This is a genomic window from Paenibacillus sp. FSL K6-2524 (assembly GCF_038005525.1).
GTDB lineage: Bacteria > Bacillota > Bacilli > Paenibacillales > Paenibacillaceae > Fontibacillus > Fontibacillus anaericanus.
Genome location: NZ_JBBOSP010000001.1, coordinates 1,221,315 through 1,247,938, shown reverse-complemented (window position 1 = coordinate 1,247,938; position 26,624 = coordinate 1,221,315). Strand labels below are relative to the sequence as shown.

Below are 26,624 nucleotides of genomic sequence, written 5' to 3'. Positions count from 1 at the left end.
CCTATTATTTCATGTTGGTATACTTATACAAGTTATTATATCTTATGTTGTTGGAAAAGGAAGAAGGAGCTGGAAAACACCCTTTCCAGCTCCAACAGCCCCCTATTATTGACTCGCTTTAGCCCATTCATCTAACTGCCGCTGACGTTCCTCTTGAACCTTTTGGAAACCTGCAGCGTCACGTTTAGCTTTGTATTTGGCTATCGTCCCTTCAACATCATCGATGGCACCTGCATTCAGAACCATTTGAAACTCTTTGTCTACATTACTAACCGCCGCCATCTCCGCTTTAACCGGAGTCTCATCAAAGGTAAAGCCCAGAGCAATAGAACGTTCGGCGCTAGCATTAAACTTTTCAAACTGTTCCCATTTATCCGAATCTTCGTTAGCCCAAAGGTAGGAGATGAATTGATTGCCAAACATCCACCCACCTGGACTTGAGTAGCCTTGTGTATCCGCCGTTACACCTTCAGGGTAATCAATCATGTTATCAGATATCTTGACGTAGTGCTTACCCTCGATTCCCCAATCTAGCATATTGAGCAATTTAGCATCCGTGTAAAGCATATTAAGGAACATCATCGCTCTCTCAGGGTCCTTGGAAGTGCGGGAAATTGCAAGCATCGCTCCATTAGCTTCACCTGTCGTTGTGTAAGGTAAAGCCGTCTCAACTTGGACAAGTGGTAATCCCATTGTCACTGTCATTTCCTTGTCTTTACCAGGCTTCAACGATTGTCCGATGGCAAAGGCTTTTCCTGATTTAATCATATTATCTGCTTGGCCACTGGTATCCGAAGTTACAACATCTTTATCAAACCAACCATTAAGGTTCCATTGTCGCATACGCTTGAGGAAATCGATAAATTTAGGATCCTCCAGCGTATCAATAATTTTAAGCTCCTTACTGTCACGAGAAATCATGGAGTTATCGTAGTTAGCAGCTCCCCAAGTATTCGCAAATTTATTGCTAACGACAGGTACGATACCCGGCTCGTTTTCCTTAATTGTCTTGAACATCTCCTCCATTTCCTCTAGAGTTTTAACTCCTTCAGTATTGAACTGATATTTATCGACTAATGCCTTATTTAGCAGGAAACCAAAGCCTTGGGCAAATTCCTTCTTTGTTGGAACGCCATAAGACTTTCCACTGATTTGTGAACCTTTGATAAAGTCATCACCAAGGACAGTCGGGATATCTTTACCTTGGTTCTTTAGGAGATTCGTTAGTTCTAGAAACTGTCCTTTCGATACATCAAGACCATAACCGAACCATCCTGCAGTAAACATTAAATCAAAAGATTCTCCAGAAATTTTCATCAAATTGGTCTTATCAGTCCAAGATCCCCAATCAATAGGCTTCAATTCGATTGTCGCATTGATTTTTTCCGTCAAATACTTACTCATCTCTTCCTGTACAAGTGCAAGATCCTTTTGTGCGTCACCAGGATAGACCAGCGTAAGCTTGTAGGGCTCTAGCTTTGTTACTCCCTCTCCTTCGCTTGATGTAGAGGAGTTTTCGCCTGCTTTCTTAGAGTCGTTGCTTTTCTGACCGCATGCAGGAAGGACTAACATAACCACCATAAGCAGAGCTAATAAGGTGTACATTTTCTTCTTCAACTAAACCATCCCCTTCTTCTCTTAAATTCTATTAAATATCCAACAGCGCAAGTTTAACCTTTAACTGCACCGCTAGTAATACCACTGATGTAATACTTCTGAAAAAACGGATAAGCAATCAGAAGTGGTGCGATACCGATAATAGCCAGCGCCATACGGACCCCTTCGGTTGGCATTTTAGCAAGCAGTTCACCTACCTGACTAGAAGAATCCGCTTTCATAACTAGAAACTGTATATTATTTAGCGTCTTAGTCATTAGATATTGAATATTTATCAGTTCAGGTTTGTCGATAAACAACATGCAATTATACCAATCATTCCAAAAGGCAAGTAGATTAAATAGGGCGATCGTCGCCATAATTGGTGCGGATAATGGCACCACAAGTTTTAGAAAGATGGTCAGTTCGTTTGCCCCATCAATGGTTCCTGATTCAATAATCGATTCTGGAATCGTATTGGCAAAAAAACTTCGCATCAACAGAACATTAAACGCACTCATTAGTAGATTCGGAATGATCATGCCAAACAATGAATTTTTGAGTCCTACCATCGTCACATAAGTGATATACCACGGCACCATTCCCCCACTGAATAACATCGTGAAGAATAGAATGAACGACATCGTACGACGCAGTGGTAAATCCTTACGTGATAGCGGATAAGCGAAGAGTGCTGTAATAAACAAGCTGATTGTTGTTCCTAATAGGGTTACGAGGATCGTTACCCCGTATGACCTTGCGATTTGCCCAAAGTCATTAAACAAGAACTGATAAGAGGCAAAGTTAAGCTTGCTTGGAAAAAAACTGTAGCCATTCTGGACTATAGAGCTCTCATCTGTAATGGATACCATAAACACCAGAACGAATGGCATCAGTGAAACAACGCTAAACAGTAGGAAGAACAGGTGAATTAATGGCTTATGAATACGTGCTGCAAATGGCATCGTGGGATGCCTCCTCTCGTTAGAATAAGGCATTGTCCTTGCTGATTCGTCTCACGGCGAAGTTCGCTCCTAGGATCAGAAAGAAGCACACGACAGATTGGTAAACACCAGCGGCTGTTGACATTCCAATGTCTCCACGTACAATCATTGCCCGATAGACAAACGTATCAATGGTATTCGTCGTAGGCATCAACGGACCGGAGTTCATTGGCACCTGATAGAATAAACCGAAGTCCGAACGCATAATAGTACTGATCGAAAGCAGCGTCATGACGATGATCATAGGTGCAATTAGCGGAATCGTAATACGAGTCATCTGCTTCCACTTGCTAGCACCATCTATGGTTGCCGCCTCATAGTATTCCTTATCGATACCGATGATGGCTGCGAAATAGATGATGGCCAAGTACCCCACGCTTTTCCATGCATTAACTATGACCAACACATAAGGCCAGTAATTCGCCTCGTTGTACCAAGAGATCGAATCGAAGCCGAACCAATTCGCGAGTTGCCTATTGATGAAGCCGCTCTCCGCATTCAGAAAGCTGTACACTAGATAAGCGACAACAACCATTGAGATTATATGAGGAAGCAGAAATGTACTCTGATAAAATCGAGTGACTACTTTGTCCTTAATCTCGTTAACCAATAGTGCGATAAGCAGTGCAATTGAAGTATTTACAATAATGAATGCTCCGTTATACAAAACCGTATTTCGAGTTATTAGATAGGCGTCAGGCGAGTTGAATAGAAACTTGAAGTTATATAGCCCCGCCCAAGGGCTCCCAAATATTCCATCAACATAGTTCAGTTCCTTGAACGCCAAGATAACTCCATACATGGGAATGTAATTATTTAAAATCAAGTACGCTAATCCCGGAATCATCATAAGAAGTAAAGCCCTGTATTTTTTTATTTTCTTGCGAAATATCCGCTGCCGACTGGGGACGACTGTGACCGTAGATGCGGGTACATCGGATGATGCAAGTGTTGGCATAAGACTCATCCTCTCTGTTCTTTCCTTCTAACACTTATTATAGATGGCCCCCAATTTAACGAACTACTAGGATGATGACTTATCCTTATAACGATTGTGACTACTTCGTATTCAGTATGATTTCAGATATTGACGGTTCTAGTAGCTCCTCGTATGCTAAAGGCGTATACAAAAGGTGACTTCTTCTAATTCAGGAAATTGCACCTTCCATTAGAGTAATCTACGAGGAGCGATACAAGATGAAACAAACAAAGACTGTGCAGCGGGTGTTTATTCTTGGTATGGATGGAGCGGGTAATTTCGTGCAACAAGCGAATACACCCAATCTAGATGCTTGGCTAGCGCGTGGTGCCTTTACTAATGAGGCACAGGCGGAATTGCCAACGATCAGCGCGGAATGCTGGGGTTCTATACTTCACGGGGTAACTCCTGACAAACATGGCTTGACCAATGATAAGGTGACTAACGAGTCCTATCCGAGCGATTCACCCTATCCTTCCCTCTTTCGACTAGTTAGGGAGCAACAACCGGAGGCCAAGCTTGCTTCCTTTACCGGTTGGAGCCCCATTAATTCCGGTATTATTGAAGATAACCTCGGAGTACATAAGGTTTCCCTGCCTGATGCAGAGCTTGTTCCCGCTCTCCTGGAGTACATCGAGGAGAATCCCGATATACGGCTGCTGTTCCTGCAGTTGGATGAGCCGGATGGCTCCGGGCACAGGCATGGATATGGCGAAGATTCGCCTGAGTATTTAGCTATGATTAGTACTTGCGACGAACGAATCGGAATGATTTTGAATCGACTTGAGCAATTAGGTCTCGTCGAGGACAGCCTAATCATCCTGCTCACAGATCATGGCGGAGGAGGTGCGGAGAAGCATAATCATGGTAGCGACCATCCAATGGACCGTAACGTCTTCTGGGGTTGTGTTGGCCCTGGTGTCAAAAGCGGTCATCTTTCAGGTCCTGTCTCCATTACGGATACGGCTGAGGTTACCGCACTAGCATTAGGTTTAACAGTACCGGAACAATGGGATGCCCGGTTACCGAAGGGCCTTCTGGACGACTCAAATACGGATTCGGATTCCCTATGGGAGTCTCATCATGGCTAAGACCCTGCGATTCCGGGAAGATGGGGCCTTTAAGATCGTACAGTTCACCGACCCCGAATTTGCTACAAACGATCAGGAAGAACAACAGATGGAAGCTATGATGCTACGTATTCTACAAGATGAGCAGCCGGACCTGGTCGTCTTCACGGGGGATATTATCGCCTCCGCTAGTACTAAGGATCCAGCTGACGCATTCCGGCGGGCCTGCTGCGTGCCGGATCGCATGAATATACCGTGGGCAGCTGTATTTGGTAACCACGATTCAGAAGCTACAATCACGCGTGAGCAGTTGCATGCCATGCAGCTGACTTACCCTAACAATTATGCCAAGCCCGACCCTCAAGGCGTTCACGGCTCTGGCAATTATGTCCTGACTATGAAAGGAAAGGATCAAGAAGCGGCTTGCGCCCTCTATTTCCTGGATTCAGGCAGCTATTCGCCGCTAGAGCATAGCCGAATGGGCTTCTATGACTGGATTCGCCGCGATCAGATTGATTGGTATGCACGTGAATCCTATCGGCTTACCAACAGCAACGGGGGTACGCCACTGCCTTCCCTTGCCTTTTTCCATATTCCTTTGCCGGAATATAACGATGTGTGGGACTTTAACATCTGCTACGGGGAGCGTAACGACGAATTCTGTTGCGCACCTTGGGTGAACTCCGGTCTATTCGCTGCTATGATTGAGATGGGAGATGTGATGGGTACCTTCGTAGGCCATGATCACGGCCACGACTACTGGGGTGATTGGCACGGCATCCGTCTCTGCTATGGACGCACGACACGTAATGCTTATCTGGATCGACCTTTTGCTCCAGGAGCAAGAGTCATAGTTCTGCACGAAGGACAAAGAAGCTTCGATACTTGGCTGCATCTAGCAGATGGAACTCTCCAGTCCGAGCAGAAAAAACATGAGCCCGTAGGAAGAACACCAAAAATCGGTGCCATGGGACTTCGCTAACTCCTAAGATAACACTATGAAATAAATAAAATAGGGCATCCAAAAAGCCATAATGATGGCTGAGGGGTGCCCTTGATATTCCGATTAATTGAATGACCACCGAACTTGCGATGTGTGCAATTAAATGGTAAAAAAAGGCACGGAATACGAATCCCGTGCCTTTCGATGTTTAATTAGATAACCCTAATGTACGTAGAACTCTCATAATCGTAACTGTTCCTTGAGCCTTTGTGATATTCGACAGAGGATCTAATTTAGTCAGTGAGACCCCTTGCATGATCTTCTGCTCAACCATCAGTGCTACTGAAACTCTTGCATACGAAGAAATGCTTGTTTGATCGCCAAACTGATTCAGTATTGCAGGATCTGCTGCATCAAGCTTCGCGCTTGTAAATTTCAGTGCATTATCCAGCATAACTGCCATTTCCTGACGTGTCACCGGATCATTTGGCCCAAATGTGTCTTCTGTCTTGCCTTTGATTAAACCGGCAACCTTTGCCGCTGAGATATCGCTTGCATACTTCGATTGATCATCAACATCTTTAAAGGTACCTTTCGCCCCATCTGGAATGATTCCTAGTGCTCTAACAATCATCGAAACCACTTCAGCACGTGTAAGGCTAGTATTGACCCCGAATTGATCGGTACTCACTCCAGAAACAATCAGTTTCGCGGTTGCTTGTTCTATATCCTTCTGTGCCCATCCCTTCGTGATATCTAGGAATTTGAAATTGCTCTCTACAATGGTATAGATACTATTTCCGGCTCTCTTCAATTCGGCCGTTACACTACCATCCGAGTTCACAGTGAATATGGTTGGCACGGAACGAATCTCGTTTGTGCCCGGGATATAGATAATTCCAGTTGCCCGATTAACATCGATATCCTTTGCGTTTAATTTAAATTCCCGACTCAGAAGTGAGTTACCAAAGTCCGTAATTTCAACAAATTTCTGATCAGCATTTAACTGTTCAATCTTAAATTCAAGAGGATTTACAAGTTGCTTCAATCCCCTAACCTGCAACTGCTTCGTCAATTGATCGATGTTGTTTGGATCAGGAGATACAATTGTTATTTTAATGTCTGCTGATACATTGATAGGACCTATCGGGATAATATACTCAACTTCATTCAAAATGATGGATAACTGTGCTTCCTCCCCTTTTTTCGCCATAGCAGCAATGACATCTTTAGGTATGTTAATTTCTATCTGCTTTGCTGCTTTGTCGCTGACTATGATCTGGAATGTCGTTACAGTAGACTGATCAATAGCTTTTAATGCTGCAGTTGTTGGTACTTTTACATTGACCTTATCACCATCCTTGGTGATCTGCGTATCCAGTTGCCCAGGTGCTTTAATGATTGGTGTTGGAGTCGGTGATGATGCTCCGCCGCCCCCTGAAGAAGATGGTCCTCCTCCTCCTGGGTCTGGCGGCGTTACGACATCTGATTTTGTTGTCACACTGAGCACATTACTATTTATAGATACTTTCTGAATATGATCATTCTCTTTTACGATGGCAATAACATGGATCTTATAGTTAGTTCCGGCTGCCAGAGAACTTAGTGTATATTTCGCTTCCGTTATATTACCAATCCATACTTTATTCAAAAATACTTCGTATCCAGTGGCTTCTTCAACTGCATCCCACTTCACTTGAATTTCATTCTTACTATTGGAAGTGGTTATGAGATTTTGAGGGGCAGCTAGTGCTGACGTATTCGCAGAACCATCGATCGGTAAATTTTGAACCAGCTCTGTGGTTAACGTTTTATTCCGGTCCCCACTAATTTCCCAACTCATCACACCCGCAAGATCCAATGATTTCAGTAATGATGTAAGATACATAATAGATTCTTTATCATTATAGGAAATAAAGATTTTCTTTTCACTATTGTATACGTAAGGCACTTTAGAAGCTTCATTCCAATAACGAACGTAACCGTTAGTGTTCACATAGTTGTTTTCTACATCTGTAAAATCAAATTGTGCACCTTCCCATGTTCCAAACGGAGTCCCTCCAGCACAGATCTGATATTCTCCATTCTCAGGGCAATCGTACCAACCATTACCGTAGAATGGAACCCCTACAACTAATTTATAATTGGGGACTCCTCCATTCAAATGTCCTAACATCGCACCCTGAACATTATTTCTAGGTGCAGATGTTTCAGCTCTGGGATGGTCCTTATCAAAATATAATGGCGCATTGTGATGGGCTAATGTCTCCCAATCTCCGCTGTAATCATAGGCCATAATATTGACGAAATCGAGATAATTTACGGAATTAGCAAGGTCCGCATTCGTAACGAAATTATCTCCCTGTGCAGCAGCAATTGTCTGAAGATAATACTTACCATCCTCCGAACCAGCCGCATCTAAAGCTTCACGTACCGTTTGAACTAGCAGAGTAAAGTTTTCCTTATCCTCTGGTCTTCTAGAATTACTCTCTTCCCCGCCTTCAACTGGATACTCCCAGTCAATATCGAGTCCATCCAATTGATAAGCACGAAGGAATTTCACGACGGAGTTTGCGAAAGCATGGCGAGTCTCTTCCGTCGCCGCCATGTTCGAGAAGTTCTTAGACCAAGACCAACCACCTACAGAAATCATTAACTTCAAATGAGGATTTTGAGCTTTAATAGATGCAAAGGTGTTGAAGTTATTCAAGTCTACTTCAGGATCACCAATGACCATTTCGCCATCAAACACGTAGTTTTGTTGTAAAGGAATATCTTCGTTCTGACACGCTGTAGCTCCAGTTCCGAATCCCTTCCAACATAAGTCGGAGAAGGCATAATTGATATGAGTAACTTGGGATACGTCGACATCCGTTGGCTGATAATTTCTACCCCCTTCGCTAACGGACCATGATGTATAGTAAGTAACGATATTATAATTACTACCTGGTACGACCTTAACTTCATTACTTTCCGATGATTCCCAAAGGTTGTTCTTGCCCACGACTGTAAAAGAGTAGGATTGTGCCTCAGTCAGACCGCTGACTACATAGCGATTGGAATCACTCGAACCGATTAGAGTACCATTCTGATAAACATCATAGCTTGTGGCACCAGGGATAGGCGCCCATCCGAGCGAAGCCGATGTTCTTGTTGCCGTAACAACCTGCAAACTCGTTGGTGCTACTAACTGTCCCCAAGTGATGGTTACTTTATTGCTATTCGCTGAAACAGGGTTTGGGGGATTTTGTGCGCCAACTTCGAAGGTATACGTTTGACCAGATAATAATCCCTCTTCAGGTTTATACTGAATCGTCGTTGCGGAATTGTCCCATGTTCCTCCTTTCCAATCCCCATTTACATAGAGATCGTAACCTGTCGCCCCAGGACTTGAGCCCCAATCCAAGGTTATAGAATCATCCGTCACACCCGCTACTTTCAAATAACTAGGTGGGGCTAATGGTGGATCTGGGTATTCGCTCGTATCTGGAAGTGTTGTAAATGTGACTACGTTGCTCTTTTGTTCCGGAGTGAGATTAGGGGCTTGTATTCCATCCTGACCAACATAGAAAGAATAGGTAGTCTCCGGTTCTAAACCACCTACTACCTTTGCTCCATCATTAGCCCATGTAATATACTTATTATTTTCATCCCAAATCCAATAAGCCGTAATCCCTGGTATAGGTTTCCACTCTAGTGAGACGGTATTATGTGTTACTTCTACAACCTTTAATTCTCTAGGACCAACGTTCGTTGGAGTCTCTGGTTCCGGTTCTCCTGCAAGCGTAGTAAACTCGATGACATTACTTTTATGCTCAAGAGTAGCCGGTCTTACGAGCCAGGTAATATAAAGTTTATATGTTGTTTCTGGCTGCAAACCCTCTAGTGTCCGGCTTCCGGTATTGCCCCAAGTATAATATTCATCATTGTCAGCGAACCAAACATCAATATCATCACTATTAGGATCAATATCCCATTCTATAGTTGCGCTAGTAGCAGTGATGGAGTCCTCTACTACTTTTAAATTTTGCGGAGCAAGCGGATCTACTTCTGCCGCATGTGATGCAGGTGCGGGAAGTAATGTCCCTACGGCTAAGATAAAGGTCATAATCAATGTCATGATTTTAAAATACCTCTTCTGAACATTTATTCGCACTTGTATCCCCCTTAAAAAACTAATTTTGAAACTTAATTAGTGTAAGCGGTTTCAACGTTGCATATAGAACGATCCGTTCAGCATCACGCTCCTATAGGAGTTTATTTCCGTATTTCTTAATCTCCTACCTCCCTTACAAAATACTGTTTGTATTAGTTAAATTTAGATGTAACAAGCATGAATTGTGGACAAGCACAAAATCAAGGGATACTATCTTCTCCTCTATAGGATAAATTTGTATATAGTGAGTCTGGACCACGACTCATATCTGACGTTTAATACTCTCAAATAGAATTAAACACAAATGATCCGTAAGAAAGACACTTTTTTTCAAAGTATCTACCTCACGGATCACAGTTTAATTTATACTTTTTTTATTTATCTGGCTGCTGAATTCCGTTCCGCTAGTGCCCGAACATGCTGCCACATTCATTTAAAGGGAAAAGCTCCTGTTAAGTTACTGAGGATATACATCATTCCTCTATTAACTGGAAAAACTCCAGTTAAATCAATCAACTTTCCATCACTAAGGCTTCATATCGCTTAATTAGATGGAGAAAATCCTGTTGAGTTGCCCAATCGCTGTTCTAAAGTCGCATTAAAAGGAGAAATTCCTGTTATTCCTAGATTAGCGGGGTTTCGTGGGTTTCGTGGGTTTCGTGGGTTTCGTGGGTTTCGCGGGTTTCGCGGATTTCCCAGGTTTCCCCCATACGGATTCTATTGGAGCGGTTAAACTTTCCACATCCCCTTGCTCGATCTGCTGCTGTAGGCACCCGAAGCACCAAAGTTAAAGTTGAGCTTAACCGGGTTTATAGCTGCTGAAATCGTCAAATCAAGCAAAATATAAAAATAGAAGCAACATATTACTTCTAAATGTTTTTGTCGTGATCATATCCCTACTTTATCCACCGATTTGTGACATTCTGCGAAGAGTGGGCATATGCGTGGTCTGCTCTTCCAACAAATGCTTAGCCATTTCGTGACTTTCAGGTTTGGTGCTCAGTGCTTCTAGAAATAATTGACGAACAGCCTCATCATCCCCAATGACTCGCCGAACCTGAAATTGCTCCGACCAGGCGAGACATGGCTTAATATATCCATCAGCCGTTAGACGCAGACGGTTACAAGCTTGGCAAAAATGATTACTGATTGGGTGAATGAGTCCGAAGCTCCCGATTGCCCCCGCAATTTTATAATTATCCGATGGCCCATTGCTACGCAGCGACGAAATAGATTCAAATGACCAATTGTTCTCTGCACACACATCAAACACTTGCTTTAGTGGCAGATATAAATTTTTCCACTGGGAATCATGATGTCCAATCGGCATATATTCGATAAACCTAACATTAATATCACGATCCATTGTTAAGGAAATAAAATCAGCAATTTCATCGTCATTAATCCCTTTCATGAGTACAACGTTTAATTTTATCGGAGATAAGCCCACATTTATGCAAGCATCAATGCTCGCCAGTACTTTATTGATATCCCCCCCGCGCGTGATCATCTTGAAGCGATCCGAATTAAGAGAATCCAAGCTGATGTTAACCCGGGTTAGTCCAGCTTGCTTCAAGCGCTCTGCCCGTGATGCAAGATAAATACCATTTGTGGTTAATGCGATATCCTCAATCCCCGGAATTTGTGAAAGCATGGCGACAAGAACATCTAATTCTTTGCGAACAAGAGGCTCACCACCAGTTAATCGCAGCTTGCGTACTCCCATTCCAGCGAGTACTTTGACCACACTTGTTATTTCATCATAGCTTAACAGATGCTCCGCAGGTTCAAATTCCATCCCTTCTTCCGGCATACAATAGATACAGCGCAGATTGCAGCGGTCTGTAACCGAAATACGCAAGTAATCATGCTTTCGGTCAAAACGATCGGTTAAAGTCTGAATCGTCATACAATTTGCACCTCCTTTTACTCTGCAATTGCTCCTATGATCGGTTTTCCCTCTGGATAGGCCTCATAATCAAGATATAAGGTACGTCTACCCTGGGTAATATCACGAACAGTGCCAATAAACAACGTTACAGCGCCCGCTTCCCGACGTGTGACATTATCCGTTACCACTTCCGGAACGATAGGTTGATCCGTAATTACATAAAGGGAAGAGTTCATCATCATCCACCTCTTTCAATCACATCGAGTGCGTTTCATTATGATAATAATCTCCACTTTTGCCACCGTTCTTCTGCTCTAAATACGTAGGACCCAAAATCATCCCTTTATCAATTGCTTTGCACATATCATAAATGGTTAATCCGACAACCTGGGCAGCGGTGAGTGCTTCCATCTCGCCCCCGGTAACTCCTGTTGTTTTTACAAGTACCTTGATCAGCAACGTTTCATCATCTAGTTCAATGAAAGTGATATCGACCCCTGTCAATGATAGCGTATGACACATTGGAATGATATCCGCTGTTTTTTTGGCAGCCATGATACCAGCTACTTGAGCCACTGCTAGAACATCACCTTTGCCAATACCACCTTCTCTGATTTTACTTAATGTCTCCGAACGCATGCGGATTTGACTAATGGCGACAGCCATTCTTTGGGTCTTAGTTTTTTCGCTGACATCCACCATATGCGCCCTGCCCTGCTCATTAAAATGAGTCAATTTCGCAGCATTCATCACCTGATCCTCCTTGCCTTTCCTTAGATTGCTTTCCCATATCGCCCATCAGCCGCCGCTCACCAGTGCAAAGCCACGATGTCCTCAGAAACAACTCATCACACCATGGCTGCCCGAACAGGCACCGTAAATCCAGGGAATCTTATACTTGAGACGATATCATTTATCAGATATCGGATAAAAAATGATCCGTACCATCCACGATCAAATCTACCTTGGACGATTCTACCATGCGAACCAGATCAGTAGCTATCAGTAGCTGTACAATCCAGTACATGCGCATGAATGTTGATGATGGAATTGATTTGCCGAAGTCGACAAACTGCCGCCACCGCCTTAGGCACCTGCTCCCACAATCAAGACATGCTTATGCTGTAATTCACTTTTCCCTAAAGCTCCGATTTGGGGGAAGCTCTCCTGCCTGATGTATCCTTCACTATCACGGACGTATCCTCCTCATTAGTTCCTAAGCAGCATAGACAAATACTGCTCCGGAGTATCGATATCCAGGGTGAAATCATGTGAAATTCCACTCTCGAGCCAATCGGACTCCTTAAGCCCTAACCAATTGATCATATCCAATAGCCCTGAAAGTCGATACTGCTCCCCTTCGATCAAACTTACAATAGGACTAAGTAGTCTTTCTGGGCGATAGACCCCATGAAGCATTTGATGCTTGCCATTAACGATAGGAATAACTGCGTCATAGTCCATTTGCTTGAGTAGATTAACCATCAATTGTGCAGCTGGAACAGACAAAGTAGGGTAGTCACACCCTACCACCCAAGCAAATTCCGTTCGTAGCTTCAAAAAAGCAGCATGCATACCGGATAGTGGACCATGTCCCGCATAAACATCAGGAAGATAAGTCGCTTTTCGCATCGAGAGGTTGGCATAACAATCAGGGTCAGGCGTTACGACTAGAATATCCCGGCATATCGTTCCCATAACCCGAATTTGCCCTTCAATAATACTTTCACCCTTGAAGGGCAACATCGCCTTGTTATATCCATGCATTCGCGAATTACGTCCACCAGCCAGTATAACGCCCGTAATCACTTGGAACACCGCCTTCTATTTGCGTTTACGATACAGTACATAACTTCTTCGTAAATAGGTGATAGGCATACTCAACATGTGTACGAGTCTAGTGAAAGGAAATACGGCGAATAACGCTAGACCCAATAGAACGTGTATTTTGAAAATATTCGGAACTTCAGCCATTAACATACCATCTGGCGTAAAGGTCAATACACCGCGAATCCACGGTGAGATCGTCTCCCGATAATCGAAATCAGAGCTAGCTGTCGTATTAAATAGGGTTGCCGCCATCCCAATCACAACGATCATCGTTAGGAGGATGATAGACAGCATATCACCAAAGCTACTTGTCTTCCGGATCCGCAGATCGGTTATTCGACGATACAAGAGAATCAAACATCCTACCAAGGTTAGTATTCCAGCAAAACTACCAAGTGAAATCGCTACCGTATGGTAAAGGTGATCACTGATTCCAATTCCCACCAGCCAAGCCTTTGGAATGAGGAGTCCACCCACATGACCGAATAACACAAGCATAATCCCGATATGAAAAAGATTACTCCCCCATCGTAGCTTCTTCTTTTCTAACATTTCGCTCGATTTAGCCGTCCATCCGAATTGATCCGTTTGATAACGATAATACAAACCTATCAGAAAGATAACGAGAATGAGGTAAGGATAGATCACCCACAAAAACTGGATGCCCAATGTCATTCTGACTGCCCCCTCTCTAACTTATTCACCCCTTGATGTGCAAAAGGTGAACCTCCGCCATATCCTGCTGCAGCCCACATCGGACCACAACCTGTAGTTCCCGTTCCTCCACCAGTACCGCTGTAGCCAACGGATGCTTCGAAATGAAAGGAGCCTTCCTTCACGGATGATTGATCGAGAAGCATCAGGATTCCCATAAGCACATGCCTATACGGACTACCTGCTGCAGTGAGTGCATCTCGCACACCTTCAAGTGCTTTACGGAAGGACAACAACAAGGCGACTCCATTGTTCTCCTCCGCGACTGCGACATATTCAAGGACAAGTGGTAAATAATCTGGCAGTTCTTCACTGGCAAGAATCATACCTTCTTCTTCATAGATTTGCTTAAGTTTAAGTAAGGCAGGACCCCGTTCGCGTTCTTCGCCTAATTGCCCATAAGTCAAATACAAATTCGCCTTCTTGTTGAAGTCAAAGGTCTTCACATAATTCGCCGTAATAACTTCGGAGTCCATACCGACAAACTCCGTGATACAATCACTTGCATACTCTTGAAGCTTCACAGCTTGATCGTCGTTCTCATCCTGTAACAGCTCGCACCAGTTGACGAACATGTCATCCGCTCGCTCTTGCCACTGTTCATCAGGATATTGCAACAGAAACGACATCATCATCCAACTGGAACGGAGCGTTATATCTTGCATTCCTCATCACTCCTTTTAAGATTGGGGGCAGGGATCCGTATGGATTAGCCTCCGCACGGTCCTGGTCCACCCATCATATTCGTAAACCCGCATGCCCCTTGCTCGCTATATAGATCCGCGAATTCTTCACGATGTGCTGAAGGGATAACAAATCGATCTTCATATTTAGCAATTGCCAATAAGCGATACATCTCTTCTATTCCCTTCTCTGTTAATCCGAATTGTTCCAGCAGGGCAAGATTAGGCTCCTTGCTCAGATTACGGGATCGCATATGCGTCCGCATAACAGCCATCTTCTTCAACACCGTCTTGATAACCTCGGTATCCCCTGCTGACAGCAGGTTCGCCAAGTACTCTACGGGAATTCGCATATCATCAATAGCAGGGAAGATATCGTCAGCTGAGGCTGCCGTACCTTTGCCCTCCACCATATTAGTAATTGGGCTAAGCGGTGGAACATACCATACCATCGGCATGGTGCGATATTCTGGATGGAGCGGAAGCGCGATTCTCCACTCTACTGCCATCTTATAAATAGGAGAATGCTGAGCAGCATCAACCCAATCTTCCGGAATTCCTGCTTCACGCGCTGCTGCAATCACTTCTGGATCGAAGGGATTAAGGAATATATCAAGCTGTGATTCATAGAGATCTTGTTCATTCTCTACCGAGGCTGCTGCTTCTACGCGATCCGCGTCATACAACATAACCCCTAGATAACGGATGCGTCCCACACAGGTTTCCGAACAAATCGTCGGCAAGCCTTGTTCAATACGCGGGAAGCAAAGTGTACATTTCTCTGCCTTATTCGTTTGCCAGTTAAAATACACCTTTTTGTAAGGACAACTGGATACGCAAAACCTCCATGAACGACATGCGTTCTGATCGACAAGCACAATGCCATCTTCCTCGCGTTTATACATAGCACCTGATGGACAGCTCGATACGCAGGATGGATTGATACAGTGCTCACAGATCCTTGGTAAATACATCATGAACACCTGCTCGAATTCCATGCGTACGGCTTCTTCGATTCCAGCCATATTGGGATCAAGCATTCCCGTTTCGTGCACACCGGCAAGATCATCTTCCCAGTTAGGGCCCCATTTGATTTCCATCTGTTCCCCGGTAATTTGCGATTTCGGGCGAGCAACAGGCTGATGCTTGCGTTCATGACCTTGCTGTAATTTCTCATATTCGTAGTCCCACGGCTCGTAATAATCATCTATCGTAGGTTGATCTGGATTATGGAATATGTGTGCTAAACGCTTCGCACGGCTTCCAGAGCGCAGCTCCAGCTTGCCACCCTTCAGCACCCAACCACCTTTGTATTTCTCTTGATTCTCCCACTGCTTGGGATAACCGATTCCAGGTTTGGACTCCACATTATTGAACCACATATATTCCGCACCTTTGCGGTTGGTCCAAGTGTTCTTACATGTGACGGAGCATGTATGACAGCCGATGCATTTATCCAGATTCATTACCATGCCGATCTGCGCTTTAATCTTCAAGCCAGTTCACCTCCGCTAGTTTACGGATGACAACGTACAAGTCGCGTTGATTCCCCGTCGGACCGTAGTAATTGAAACCGTAGCTAAGTTGAGCATACCCACCAATCATATGCGTAGGTTTTACATGAATCCGTGTCGGACTGTTATGCGTTCCACCACGGGTTGATGTTACGTCTGTTGCCGGAACATTAATTGTTCGATCCTGTGCGTGATACATATAAGTCATTCCACGTGGCATTCGATGCGTGACAACTGCCCTAGCAACAACCGCACCATTCTGGTTAAAGCATTCGATCCAATCGTTATCTTTGATATCTGTGTCCGCCGCATCATCCTTGTTCATCCAAATGGTCGGGCCACCGCGGAACAGCGTAAGCATAGGAAGGGAATCATAGTACATGCTGTGAATGGACCACTTACTATGAGGCGTCATGAAGTTCAACACGATTTCTTTGCCCTTTACTGTCGGTCGATCTTTCGCGGTGTGGAACGGAGCGTGCTTAAGTGTCGGTTTGAATATCGCCATATTCTCACCAAATTCTGTTAACATCTCATGATCCAGATAGAAATGCTGTCGTCCTGTCAACGTTCGAAATGGAATCATCCGTTCTACGTTCGTTGTAAAAGGAGAATAGCGTCTGCCATGCTGCTCGGTCCCGCTGAAAGCCGGTGAAGTAATAACCGTTTTGGGCTGCGCCGTAATCTGGGCAAAAGTAAATCTCTCATCACTGCGATCCTCTGCCATATCCTTTAGCTTGAGATCCGTTTTCTTCTCAAGGGATTCCCAAGCCTTGACCGCCATTTTCCCATTGCTAGTGGAAGATAACGTAAGAATCGCTTCTGCCATATGAAGATCAGTGATTAGCTTTGGACAACCCTCGGCTATGCCGGGTTCATCGACGAGACCGTTGATCTTTCCAACCAGCTCGTATTCATCTGCCGCTGACCAATTCATCCCCTTTATGCCATAAGGCTTACTCTTAACTTGCGGCCCAAGTGAAGTCATTTTGCTATATACTTGAGCATAATCGCGCTCTACAACGACGAATTTAGGCATCGTTTTACCCGGGATCGCTTCAATCTCGCCTTTGCTCCAGTCGTGTATTTTCCCAAATGGCTGTGCCAACTCATCAGGTGTATCATGCAGCAGTGGTACGGCGACGATATCCTTTTGTGGTTCAGTAAATTGATCCTTCGCCATTTCCGAGAATGTTTTTGCGATGGATTTGAAAGTTTCCCAATCCGAACGTGATTCCCACAGAGGTGGCACAGCTGGATTGAATGGATGAATAAAAGGATGCATATCCGTCGATGAGAGATCACTCTTCTCATACCATGTAGCGGCTGGAAGAACGATATCGGAATAGACAGCTGTACCTGACATACGAAAATCAATATTGACCATCAGATCAAGCTTGCCTTCTGCCGCTTCATCTCGCCATACAATCTCTTCAGGACGCATTGTGTCTGTATCATCATTCAATAAACCATTGTGCGCTCCGAGCAAATACTTCAAGAAGTACTCATGACCTTTTCCAGAACTAGAGATGAGATTCGCTCGCCATACAAACATAACTTTCGGATGATTCGCTGCGGCATCCGGATCTTCGATCGCGAACTGCAATTTACGATCCTTAAGCTGCTTCGCCACATATTGCGCTATTTCTTCAGGCGTGTGCGCACCCTCGGCATTAGCTTGATTCACCAGACCAAGCGAGTTCTCATTGAACTGCGGATAGGAAGGTAACCATCCAAGTCTCGCAGCCATTACATTGTAATCTGCATAATGCGCATATCGCGCTTTATCAACAAGTGGTGAAGTATGTCCGTCCACCGGATTTGACTCAAAACGCCATTGATTCGTAGCAAAGTAGAAAAAGGATGTGCCATTCATTTGACGTGCTGGCATCGTCCAGTCTCGTGCGAAGGCTACGGTTGCCCAGCCCTCAGCTGGCCGCAATTTTTCTTGTCCCACATAATGCGCCCAACCGCCTCCATTAACCCCTTGACATCCCGTCATAAGAACGAGGTTTAGAATGCTGCGATAGATCGTATCAGAGTTATACCAATGATTGATTCCTGCGCCTACAATAATCATGGACCGGCCTTTACTCTCGACTGCGTTCAGTGCGAACTCACGGGCGATCTGGATAATTGACTCTCTATCAACACCTGTAATCGCTTCTTGCCATGCCGGTGTGTAAGCCGTCTGCGCGTCATCATAGCTGCCTTCACCACTTGGATTCACTCCATATTGGGCTAGCATCAAGTCAAACACTGATGTTACTTGGAACGTAGATCCATCAGCCCCTACAACAGTCTTGTAAGGGATTGCACGAGACACTATCGTTTTGCCTTCATCGTCGAAGTATGGCAAGCTGATATCCCGTTGCCCACTCGCAGAGCTACCGAGACCAAGTTTTGGGTTTATCTCATCGCCTGTGATCGCATCAATGGGGTTTAGATTCCATTTACCATCCTCGCCCCAGCGAGATCCAATCGTTCCATTCGGAATATGCAACTCCCCGGTATTCTCATCAATGAGCACCGTTTTCCATTCTGCATTATTAGTCTCGACACCTAAGTCCTTAGCGGTTAAGAAGCGATCTGCGGTACAAATCCCATTCTCATCTTGCAGAATAATCAGAAATGGGAAATCCGTGTATTTTTTAGAGTAGTTCTCAAAATAGGTAATGCGCTCTTTCACATAAAACTCATTCAGAATAACATGCCCCATCGCCATAGCGAGTGCTCCGTCGGTACCTTGCTTAGCAGGGAGCCATTTGTCTGCAAATTTGACGAATTCCGCGTAATCAGGACTAATGGACACAACCTTTGTCCCTCGATAACGAGCTTCTGTCATAAAATGTGCATCTGGTGTGCGGGTCATCGGAAGGTTGGAACCCCATACCAATAAATAGCTTGAATTGTACCAGTCACTACTCTCCGGCACGTCAGTCTGATCACCCCATATTTGAGGCGAAGCCGGCGGTAAATCTGCATACCAATCATAGAAACTTAGCAGTGGAGAACCAAGCAACGACAGAAATCGTGATCCTGCGGCATAGCTAACCATCGACATCGCCGGGATTGGAGAGAAGCCAATAATCCGGTCTGGGCCCTCCTTTTTGATCGTATACAACATCGATGCCGAGATGATTTCATTAACCTCTTCCCATGATGCGCGGACCATGCCACCTTTACCACGGGCTGATTTATAAATCAGCTTTTTATTATCGTCTTCTACAATAGACGCCCATGCCAATACAGGATCATGGTTATCTTGACGAGCTTGCCGCCATAATTGTAATAGCTTGCCGCGAATATAAGGATATTTCACCCGCAGTGGGCTATAGAGATACCAGGAGAAGCTTGCTCCACGAGGACATCCGCGAGGCTCGAATTCTGGCATATCAGGTCCAGTTGTTGGATAATCCGTTTGTTGTGTTTCCCAAGTGACGATACCGTTTTTTACGAATATTTTCCAGCTGCATGATCCAGTACAGTTCACTCCATGTGTGGAGCGGACAACCTTATCATGTTGCCACCGATTGCGGTACATATCTTCCCACGAACGATCCGCTGTGGATACTTCGCTCCACCCTTCTGCATTCTTTTCACGCTTGCGGAAAAACGTAAGCTTTTGCAATAGAGGATTGTTCTTCTTCATTCGTTCATCTCCTTGCGCCTTATTCTACTTCTATTGTAGACTTAGCAGCTCGCACAAAAGAGAGGGGAAAACCCTCATTCTTTCAAGGGTTTTCCCTAGTTTTGCTAAAATTCTTATCTTTTCATTTGGATTTATCAGGAGGGAGTAGAGACATTATTAGGGTTTGAATATGATCAAGGAGAATATCCTCTGCATGAATAGAGAGGATTGGGGCGTTATGGGGCTGTTTGTTACTTACACTGTTAGCGGAGAATTTCTTAGGATTCAGCCAACTTACCCAAAGTCGTATATCCGACGTCTCTTTGAGGAGATCTATCATGTGGTTGGACTCGCGAATTAAAGCGATTTTGGGGTAAGGTGCTGCTTTAAACCCTTCTGCGATTAAGATGTCGATCCTTCCGTTTAACAGTGCAGCAATTTCCTGCAATGAGGTTGGTTCTTGACGCATCCAACGGGTAGCAGTGTTTGAAGTAAGGACCGTTTCTACAGCTCCATGTGTCAAATGTTTGCTACTATCTGTACCTGGTTCATCAAGCTGAAACCTATGAGCATCATGTTTAGCTGATCCGACCCTTAAGCCAGCGGCCGTAAGTGTTGCTATAAGCTTACAAGCTAGTGTTGTCTTTCCACTGTTTTTATAGCCTACGATTTGTAACACCGGTAAGTCAGAAATTATACTTACATAGGTTGAATCCACTGACATGACGCTCCCCCTCTACAATGGAATAACTTCGACAAGTTCGCCCGCCTCGTAGCCTTTAGGTGAACCTGGAAGGCAGATCAAACAGTTGGCATCACGTAGCGATACGGTAACGCTGGACATGTCGTATCCGATAGGTGTAGCTACCAAGGTGCCTTCCTTGCTGGAGAAAACCCCACGAACAAAACGCGTAGAACGATCTGATTTCAAATAAGCAGTAGATAATGTGGCTAACATACGTGGCTCTGGTACAAGTTTGGCCCCCATCATGCCACGGAGTGCAGGGCGAAGAAACAATCGACATCCAACATAACAAGCAGCAGGGTTGCCGGATAGTGCAAAGAGTGGTTTGCCATTCCAAAGACCATATGTCGTTGGGCTACCGGGTCGCATTAACACCTTATTAAACTTCAAATCTCCATCCCAATCTTTCGTTAAATCATAGATTATATCGTGATCCCCCACCGAGACACCACCGATCGTTACGACAACATCATATACAGCAAAGGCATCCATCACAATCGCTTTTGCCTTTTCTACATCATCTGAAATTCGGCCTAACATCACCGGAATCCCCCCGAAATCCATAACAGCCGCTGTGACCATATAGGCATTACTATTACGAATCCTTCCGGGCTGTAGCGGTTCATGAACATCAAGCAGTTCAGCACCCGTGGCAAGGATTGCTACACGAGGCTGTTGATATACCTGAACTGTAGCGATACCGAACATAGCAAGCAGTGCGATCTCTGCCGGGCCAATACGAACGCCAGCTTGAAGAACCAACTCTCCCAAACCTATCTCAATGCCGATTGGTGACACATTTTCACCGGGAATAACCATCCCCTTGACGCAGCACGTCTCTTGTTCATCGGTGCCATAGGCGCCCTCTTCTGTCATTTCATACTTAATAACCGCATCTGCGCCATCTGGTACAACTGCACCCGTCATAATTCTTGCACATTCTCCCGGGCGAATCGTCACGCTTGAACTTGTACCCGCAGGAATGTTATCAACAACATTCAAAATAATAGCATTCCGGATCGTTGCAGAAGAAGTATCAGCCGCTATAACCGCATAGCCATCCATACCCGCACGACGAAAATGAGGTACAGGGTGAGAAGCAATAATTTCCACAGCCAGATACCTTCCGATACTTTGCGTAATGCACAGCTCTTCCGTATCCATCAGACGAACTGTATCCAAGATGATATGGGTTGCTTCTTCTACACTGACCGCTGTTCTCATGAAGTTTTCTTGCGCTTTTCTTCCGCTCATAGGACTGCCATTCCGTTGCCATGCATACGATCATTTCCGGAGTAGACTTCCCGGTTAAATCGCTCGGAGGTCGGCTCAATTTCACTAAATACACCAACATAGTAACTGGTTTCACCGACATCATTTTGTACAGCATTGATCGTCAAGAATTGTAAATAAAGTTCGCCATTCTTTTTCTTATTCCATACGTTACCACTCCATGCGTTGTTCTCCTGCAACTGTTTCCACATCAAATCATAAAAATCTTTGTCGTGACGACCCGATTTGAGAAAACCCGACTTTTGACCAATGGCCATATCCGCGGTATAACCTGTGATAGCTGTAAACGCTGGATTTATATTGATGATAATCCCCTTTTTATTCGTAACAAGAATCGCTTGAGAGGTACTCTGAATCATTTGCTCGGCCAATTTCACTCGATCCTGCCAGTACAAATAAAGCACAAGTAGTAAACTGCACATAGCCACCATAGCCAATGCCATAAAACCAATCGCATAGTGTCCGGTTATTGCGAATAATAGTGACAACAAAAGCGGTGGGAAGAATCCCCCTAGACCGCCAAGAGCAGAAATGAGTCCGTTTGCAATACCTGCCTGCTTCGAGAAGTAGAGAGGAACTAATTTAAAGAGCGTCCCATTCCCCGTTCCTGCACAAAAGCCAATCAGTAAACATCCGACAGAATACAGCATGATAGATGGAGAAAAGGCGAGCAGAATGCCTCCTATTGTCAATCCGATGAATACAAACACCAATATTTTAAACGGATTAAACTTATCTCCAAGCCAGCCGCCAATCGGCCGCATAAGTGTAGCTAGTCCCACAAAGCCAGCAGTACGCAATCCTGCATCTATTTTGCTAATATCAAATTGTTGGACGAGATAATTCGGCAAAAACACGGTGAATGCTACGAAAGATCCGAATGTTATAAAGTAAAAAAAGCAAAGCAGCCATAGCTTCTCGTTTCGATAGATTCCTTTGAACTGCTCCATCAGTGGGATTGTTGATTTGTTCTCTTGTCGATCCCCGATAAAAAAATTAGCAATCGCAAAAATGATGAGCAAGATCAAATAGAACTGTACTGTCGTCCGCCATCCAAACTGCGTTGCTAATAAAGGTGCAAAAAATGTACTTATTGCCGAGCCAATGTTACCAAGACCATAAATCCCATTTACAAACCCATGCTTCGATCGAGGGTAATATTTCGGAAGTGAGGTAACGCCCACAGAGAACGTCGCGCCAGCAATCCCAAGAAATAGTCCACCTGTTATAAGATGATTGAAGGTCGTTGCTTTACTGATGTAGAACACAGGTATGAGCAGGATTATAAAGCTAATCATGAACATCAATCGCGCTCCATATTTATTCGTCCAATAACCGAACGGGATCCGTAATACGGAACCTAGCACTACTGGTAAAGCCGTTACTAGAGATAATTGTCCTGGTGTTAAAATAATACCTTCTTTAATAAACACAATTAACGATGATAATACACCCCAAACAGCGAATCCTAGTACAAGACTTAAGGTTTGTAAAGGTAATAGTGCTTTGGATGGTTTCATACCCACGCCTCCCATAATACGAATTGATCTACTATCCATTATCATGGGAGCATACTACAAAACAAACAGGGGAATTCCCTCAATTCACTCAAGGAAATTCCCCATATGATGACTGTTATTTATTCCAATGCATTTCATCTAGTAAAACGCGGGTTGGAATGGTAAACCTAACTGATTTCTTGTCCTTCTCTATTACTATTTCCAAGTCACATTTAAGCGATTTAAGTTGCTCCATTACGGGGAGAAAAAGCTCATTCGATGCAGGATGAAGGAGATAACCCTCAAACTCAATCAAGGTTTGTCCCAACTCATCTTGACCGATGATCAATTGCGCATCCACTGCCTGCGTCCCACACTCTCTCACCAAAAGTGCTAAGATAGCCGTAATTTCCTCCTGTCGTTCATCGTTCAGTCTTGTTATTCGCTGATCCAGCAGTTCACAGGTTATCCCAGCGGCTCGTGCTTCTTGCAATAGCTTGATAATGGATCCATGTGAATTATTCAGTTTAGAATCTGTGTCTCGAGAACTTTCGTTAATCCATGTTGGCGAAACACTCGAATCCTCACTCCCACTTGGCGCCGTTGGAGCCTCGTCATAGAAACCCGCAAGCGTACCTGCACATGCTTGTACTCGCATGATATCTTCCTCCGGAAATTCTCGTCTACTTCGCTGACCAACGAGCAGCACACCGTACGCTTGATTTTGCACATGGATGGTGGAGTTTATGGATACGCCTACGCCAGAGTATAAGGATTCCACGAGGAATATCGGATATTCCAATACTTCCTCCTGCACTTCCTCTGGAAATGCTAAGACGACATGCGGTGACATGCCCTGTAGTACTTTCCCTGCCATTCCTCTACCCATACGAACGGCTATTTTTTTGTATCGATCAGATTGCGCTCCAAGCGCGAATCGCCAATAAATATCACGATATTGACCATCCGACAATGCAATAGCCACAAAATCCAGTCCCATCTCATTCTTAAGCTGCTCTAGCTCCCATTGGATCTTCTGCTGTATTGTCAGTTTGTTAATCAAAATCGAGCAACCCCCTTCTATAAGCCAATTTCATCAAATCGCGGCGGTTGTCTAACTGTAGTTTCTCCATAATATTCGCTTTATGGTTTTCAACCGTCTTAACACTGATCAACAGCAATTCTGCCACTTCTTTATTGGTATAGCCTTTGGCTACAAGACTAAGAATTTCCTTCTCCCGCTCTGTAAGAGATTCGAACACATCCTTCGTTTCTTTGGTCTGCCCCTGCAAATACCCTTGAATTACTTTCTTGGTTGCGGATGGATGCAGGTAAACAAGTCCTTGATAAACCTGTTCAATGGCCTGGACGAGCTCAGTCATTGGTGACGATTTTAAAATATACCCGGAAGCACCTGCTTTAAGTGCCCGAAATAAATATTGTTCATCATCATGCATGGTTAGTACGATAACCTTGATCTCCGGAAGCGATTGCAAGAGCTCCCTTGTCGTATAAAGTCCGTCACGACCATTCGGAAAACTCAAATCCATCAGCACAATATCTGGTTTTAACTCCAGCGCCTGTTTGATGCAGGATGCACTATCAGCAGCCTCACCAATGACAGTGATGTTCGATTGTGCATCAAGAACAGCGCGTAGCCCACTGCGTACGACAGCATGATCGTCTACAATAAAAACCTTCACTTTCATTATACCCCCTCCTCTGACCCCGAAATGCTGCGATCCTCGACAGGAACTTGTACTTGAATGATTGTTCCTTGTCCTAGCGAGGATTGAATGTCAAACGAGCCACCCAAAATTTTAACCCGTTCTTCCATACTGTATAAGCCAACACCCTGCCGAAGCTCAGTGGTAATGATAAATCCTAGACCATAATCTCGTACTTCAAGCTCGGCTAGCGTGGACTGAAGCTTCAACTGTACATCTACTACATCTGTTTGTGCATATTTAGCTGCGTTCGTAAGAGCTTCCTGAACAATCCGGTAAAAAGCGGTCTCTATCGCAGCTGACATCCGGCCACTATCCTCTTCCACTTTAAAATGAACCTGAATACCAAATCTCTGTCCGTATGTGCGAAAGTATTTGCGCAGCGCTGCAATCAATCCGATATCGTCAAGAGCTGATGGCCTAAGCTCAGCAGATAAATCACGAATATCCTCGATGGTGTTCCGGATGGATTCCTGCAACGTGTCTAGTTTCTCTTGCAACACATATTGCCGAGTAGCGTCCAAATCCTCTGAAAGCTCGCTATCCAGATTTTGCTTCAATACCTCAGATTGGATGAGAATGCTATAGAGCGATTGCCCAATCCCATCATGTAGCTCGCGAGAGATAAGCTTGCGCTCATTCTCTTGAGCAAGAAGAATAGAGTGCGTTATCATCTTTGCTATTTGATGCTGCTCCTGCTGACGTTGCTCTTCGATTTCTTGAATACGCAATATACTTAAAGGGCCATGCATCGAGTCCACATAGTGGGATACACTTGCATTGATCGACTTGGCTCCTCCTTGTGGAGTGATTAGCTGCAGTTCTACTGGCTGCTGCAAGGAGTCAGACACAAAACAATCCTGATAGGAGCATAGCTTGTTCAAGCCAGGATAATTCGAACACATGTTGCAGAAACTTACGGATACTTCACCTTCATCAAGCTTCAACATCCGACTTGCTGCAGGATTAATGCGCTTGATGTTCATTGTGCTGTCGAGCACAAGAACGCCATCCGAAATATGCTTGAATACATTGACAAGCTGCTCCTGCTCTGATCGAAGCCTTCGTCCTTGCGAATATATAATGAAGAAAAAGAAGGTTATAATGATAAGAACGAAGAAAAAAGTGGGTATAAAGCGCTTCCAATCCGTGTCCATATTTCCTAACATGACTCGAATCGAGAAGACAATAATGAGGGTAGTGAGGATCGTTAACAATCCATTCTTTACCATAAATCCAGCTATTCCAAGCGATCTCCGAAATGATGACATCGTTGCTTCCCCTTTCATCCTTTCATCAGCGATTGCCTGAGCAAGCGTCCCAAAACGAGCATTGGATTGATGAAAGCC

The 26,624-nt window shown here is 44.4% G+C and carries 19 protein-coding genes and 1 pseudogene; 2 read left to right on the top strand and 18 right to left on the bottom strand.

Going from position 1 to position 26,624, the window contains the following annotated elements:
• Nucleotides 1–105: 105 nt before the first annotated feature.
• The 3 genes from NST85_RS05470 to NST85_RS05460 are packed head-to-tail and all read right to left on the bottom strand — an operon-like array spanning nucleotide 106 to nucleotide 3,558.
• Nucleotides 106–1,617 (bottom strand): ABC transporter substrate-binding protein, encoded by a 1,512-nt coding sequence (locus NST85_RS05470; RefSeq protein WP_246054164.1) that lies wholly within the window; start codon nucleotides 1,615–1,617, stop codon nucleotides 106–108.
• Nucleotides 1,618–1,670: 53 nt separating this feature from the next.
• Entirely contained in the window at nucleotides 1,671–2,561 is an 891-nt protein-coding gene (locus NST85_RS05465) for a carbohydrate ABC transporter permease (RefSeq protein WP_341188771.1), read from the bottom strand.
• Between the two features lie 19 nt (nucleotides 2,562–2,580).
• Complete coding sequence (locus NST85_RS05460; protein ID WP_341188770.1) at nucleotides 2,581–3,558, bottom strand: ABC transporter permease; 978 nt, start codon at nucleotides 3,556–3,558, stop codon at nucleotides 2,581–2,583.
• A 239-nt stretch (nucleotides 3,559–3,797) separates the two neighbouring features.
• Here NST85_RS05460 and NST85_RS05455 point away from each other — a divergent pair, with 239 nt between their 5' ends.
• A complete protein-coding gene (locus NST85_RS05455) occupies nucleotides 3,798–4,670 on the top strand; it encodes an alkaline phosphatase family protein (protein WP_341188769.1) in 873 nt (290 codons plus the stop codon).
• Nucleotides 4,663–5,631, top strand: coding sequence for a metallophosphoesterase family protein (locus NST85_RS05450; RefSeq protein WP_341188768.1), 969 nt, complete (start codon nucleotides 4,663–4,665; stop codon nucleotides 5,629–5,631). The genes NST85_RS05455 and NST85_RS05450 overlap by 8 nt, the downstream gene beginning before the upstream one ends.
• Before the next feature lie 169 nt (nucleotides 5,632–5,800).
• On the opposite strand, the gene NST85_RS05445 is transcribed toward NST85_RS05450, so the two are convergent.
• The 15 genes and pseudogenes from NST85_RS05445 to NST85_RS05375 all read right to left on the bottom strand — a co-directional run bounded on the left by NST85_RS05445 (nucleotide 5,801) and on the right by NST85_RS05375 (nucleotide 26,546).
• Nucleotides 5,801–9,712: a glycosyl hydrolase family 18 protein gene (locus NST85_RS05445; protein ID WP_341188767.1), complete on the bottom strand. Its 3,912-nt coding sequence runs from the start codon at nucleotides 9,710–9,712 to the stop codon at nucleotides 5,801–5,803.
• Nucleotides 9,713–10,649: 937 nt separating this feature from the next.
• Nucleotides 10,650–11,657, bottom strand: coding sequence for a GTP 3',8-cyclase MoaA (gene moaA, locus NST85_RS05440; RefSeq protein ID WP_341188766.1), 1,008 nt, complete (start codon nucleotides 11,655–11,657; stop codon nucleotides 10,650–10,652).
• Nucleotides 11,658–11,713: 56 nt separating this feature from the next.
• Nucleotides 11,714–11,875, bottom strand: a pseudogene (locus NST85_RS05435) (molybdenum cofactor biosynthesis protein MoaE); the annotation flags it as partial.
• Between the two features lie 19 nt (nucleotides 11,876–11,894).
• The gene (moaC, locus tag NST85_RS05430) at nucleotides 11,895–12,389 is read right to left on the bottom strand and encodes a cyclic pyranopterin monophosphate synthase MoaC (RefSeq protein WP_341188765.1); all 495 of its coding nucleotides are present in this window, start codon (nucleotides 12,387–12,389) and stop codon (nucleotides 11,895–11,897) included.
• Between the two features lie 459 nt (nucleotides 12,390–12,848).
• Nucleotides 12,849–13,448, bottom strand: coding sequence for a molybdenum cofactor guanylyltransferase (mobA, locus tag NST85_RS05425; protein WP_341188764.1), 600 nt, complete (start codon nucleotides 13,446–13,448; stop codon nucleotides 12,849–12,851).
• 15 nt (nucleotides 13,449–13,463) lie between these two features.
• The gene (gene narI, locus NST85_RS05420; RefSeq protein ID WP_445671146.1) at nucleotides 13,464–14,144 is read right to left on the bottom strand and encodes a respiratory nitrate reductase subunit gamma; all 681 of its coding nucleotides are present in this window, start codon (nucleotides 14,142–14,144) and stop codon (nucleotides 13,464–13,466) included.
• On the bottom strand, nucleotides 14,141–14,848 hold the full coding sequence (gene narJ, locus NST85_RS05415; protein WP_341188763.1) for a nitrate reductase molybdenum cofactor assembly chaperone: 708 nt from the start codon (nucleotides 14,846–14,848) through the stop codon (nucleotides 14,141–14,143). Before narJ ends, narI begins: the two co-directional genes overlap by 4 nt.
• Nucleotides 14,849–14,892: 44 nt before the next feature.
• Nucleotides 14,893–16,362 (bottom strand): nitrate reductase subunit beta, encoded by a 1,470-nt coding sequence (gene narH / locus NST85_RS05410; RefSeq protein WP_127192918.1) that lies wholly within the window; start codon nucleotides 16,360–16,362, stop codon nucleotides 14,893–14,895.
• A complete protein-coding gene (locus NST85_RS05405) occupies nucleotides 16,352–20,032 on the bottom strand; it encodes a nitrate reductase subunit alpha (RefSeq protein WP_127192919.1) in 3,681 nt (1,226 codons plus the stop codon). The genes narH and NST85_RS05405 overlap by 11 nt, the downstream gene beginning before the upstream one ends.
• A gap of 121 nt (nucleotides 20,033–20,153) precedes the next feature.
• Nucleotides 20,154–20,735 carry a molybdopterin-guanine dinucleotide biosynthesis protein B gene (gene mobB / locus NST85_RS05400; RefSeq protein WP_341188762.1) on the bottom strand — a complete coding sequence of 194 codons (582 nt, stop codon included), beginning with the start codon at nucleotides 20,733–20,735 and terminating at the stop codon, nucleotides 20,154–20,156.
• Between the two features lie 12 nt (nucleotides 20,736–20,747).
• Nucleotides 20,748–22,010 (bottom strand): molybdopterin molybdotransferase MoeA, encoded by a 1,263-nt coding sequence (locus tag NST85_RS05395; RefSeq protein ID WP_341188761.1) that lies wholly within the window; start codon nucleotides 22,008–22,010, stop codon nucleotides 20,748–20,750.
• Nucleotides 22,007–23,569 carry a nitrate/nitrite transporter gene (locus NST85_RS05390; protein WP_341188760.1) on the bottom strand — a complete coding sequence of 521 codons (1,563 nt, stop codon included), beginning with the start codon at nucleotides 23,567–23,569 and terminating at the stop codon, nucleotides 22,007–22,009. The genes NST85_RS05395 and NST85_RS05390 overlap by 4 nt, the downstream gene beginning before the upstream one ends.
• Before the next feature lie 115 nt (nucleotides 23,570–23,684).
• Complete coding sequence (locus tag NST85_RS05385; protein ID WP_307401497.1) at nucleotides 23,685–24,611, bottom strand: hypothetical protein; 927 nt, start codon at nucleotides 24,609–24,611, stop codon at nucleotides 23,685–23,687.
• The gene (locus NST85_RS05380; RefSeq protein ID WP_127192924.1) at nucleotides 24,604–25,257 is read right to left on the bottom strand and encodes a response regulator; all 654 of its coding nucleotides are present in this window, start codon (nucleotides 25,255–25,257) and stop codon (nucleotides 24,604–24,606) included. The genes NST85_RS05385 and NST85_RS05380 overlap by 8 nt, the downstream gene beginning before the upstream one ends.
• The gene (locus NST85_RS05375) at nucleotides 25,257–26,546 is read right to left on the bottom strand and encodes a sensor histidine kinase (RefSeq protein ID WP_341188759.1); all 1,290 of its coding nucleotides are present in this window, start codon (nucleotides 26,544–26,546) and stop codon (nucleotides 25,257–25,259) included. The genes NST85_RS05380 and NST85_RS05375 overlap by 1 nt, the downstream gene beginning before the upstream one ends.
• Nucleotides 26,547–26,624: the final 78 nt, after the last annotated feature.

Excerpts from the sequence above, each read along its gene's own strand:
- narJ (WP_341188763.1), bottom strand. The coding sequence starts at position 14,848 with ATGCAAGATATAACGCTCCGTTCCAGTTGGATGATGATGTCGTTTCTG.
- NST85_RS05460 (WP_341188770.1), bottom strand. The coding sequence starts at position 3,558 with ATGCCAACACTTGCATCATCCGATGTACCCGCATCTACGGTCACAGTC.
- NST85_RS05390 (WP_341188760.1), bottom strand. The coding sequence starts at position 23,569 with ATGAAACCATCCAAAGCACTATTACCTTTACAAACCTTAAGTCTTGTA.
- NST85_RS05405 (WP_127192919.1), bottom strand. The coding sequence starts at position 20,032 with ATGAAGAAGAACAATCCTCTATTGCAAAAGCTTACGTTTTTCCGCAAG.
- NST85_RS05465 (WP_341188771.1), bottom strand. The coding sequence starts at position 2,561 with ATGCCATTTGCAGCACGTATTCATAAGCCATTAATTCACCTGTTCTTC.
- moaC (WP_341188765.1), bottom strand. The coding sequence starts at position 12,389 with ATGAATGCTGCGAAATTGACTCATTTTAATGAGCAGGGCAGGGCGCAT.
- mobB (WP_341188762.1), bottom strand. The coding sequence starts at position 20,735 with ATGTCAGTGGATTCAACCTATGTAAGTATAATTTCTGACTTACCGGTG.
- NST85_RS05445 (WP_341188767.1), bottom strand. The coding sequence starts at position 9,712 with ATGACATTGATTATGACCTTTATCTTAGCCGTAGGGACATTACTTCCC.
- NST85_RS05395 (WP_341188761.1), bottom strand. The coding sequence starts at position 22,010 with ATGAGCGGAAGAAAAGCGCAAGAAAACTTCATGAGAACAGCGGTCAGT.
- NST85_RS05450 (WP_341188768.1), top strand. The coding sequence starts at position 4,663 with ATGGCTAAGACCCTGCGATTCCGGGAAGATGGGGCCTTTAAGATCGTA.
- NST85_RS05455 (WP_341188769.1), top strand. The coding sequence starts at position 3,798 with ATGAAACAAACAAAGACTGTGCAGCGGGTGTTTATTCTTGGTATGGAT.
- NST85_RS05375 (WP_341188759.1), bottom strand. The coding sequence starts at position 26,546 with ATGTCATCATTTCGGAGATCGCTTGGAATAGCTGGATTTATGGTAAAG.
- moaA (WP_341188766.1), bottom strand. The coding sequence starts at position 11,657 with ATGACGATTCAGACTTTAACCGATCGTTTTGACCGAAAGCATGATTAC.
- narI (WP_445671146.1), bottom strand. The coding sequence starts at position 14,144 with ATGACATTGGGCATCCAGTTTTTGTGGGTGATCTATCCTTACCTCATT.
- NST85_RS05380 (WP_127192924.1), bottom strand. The coding sequence starts at position 25,257 with ATGAAAGTGAAGGTTTTTATTGTAGACGATCATGCTGTCGTACGCAGT.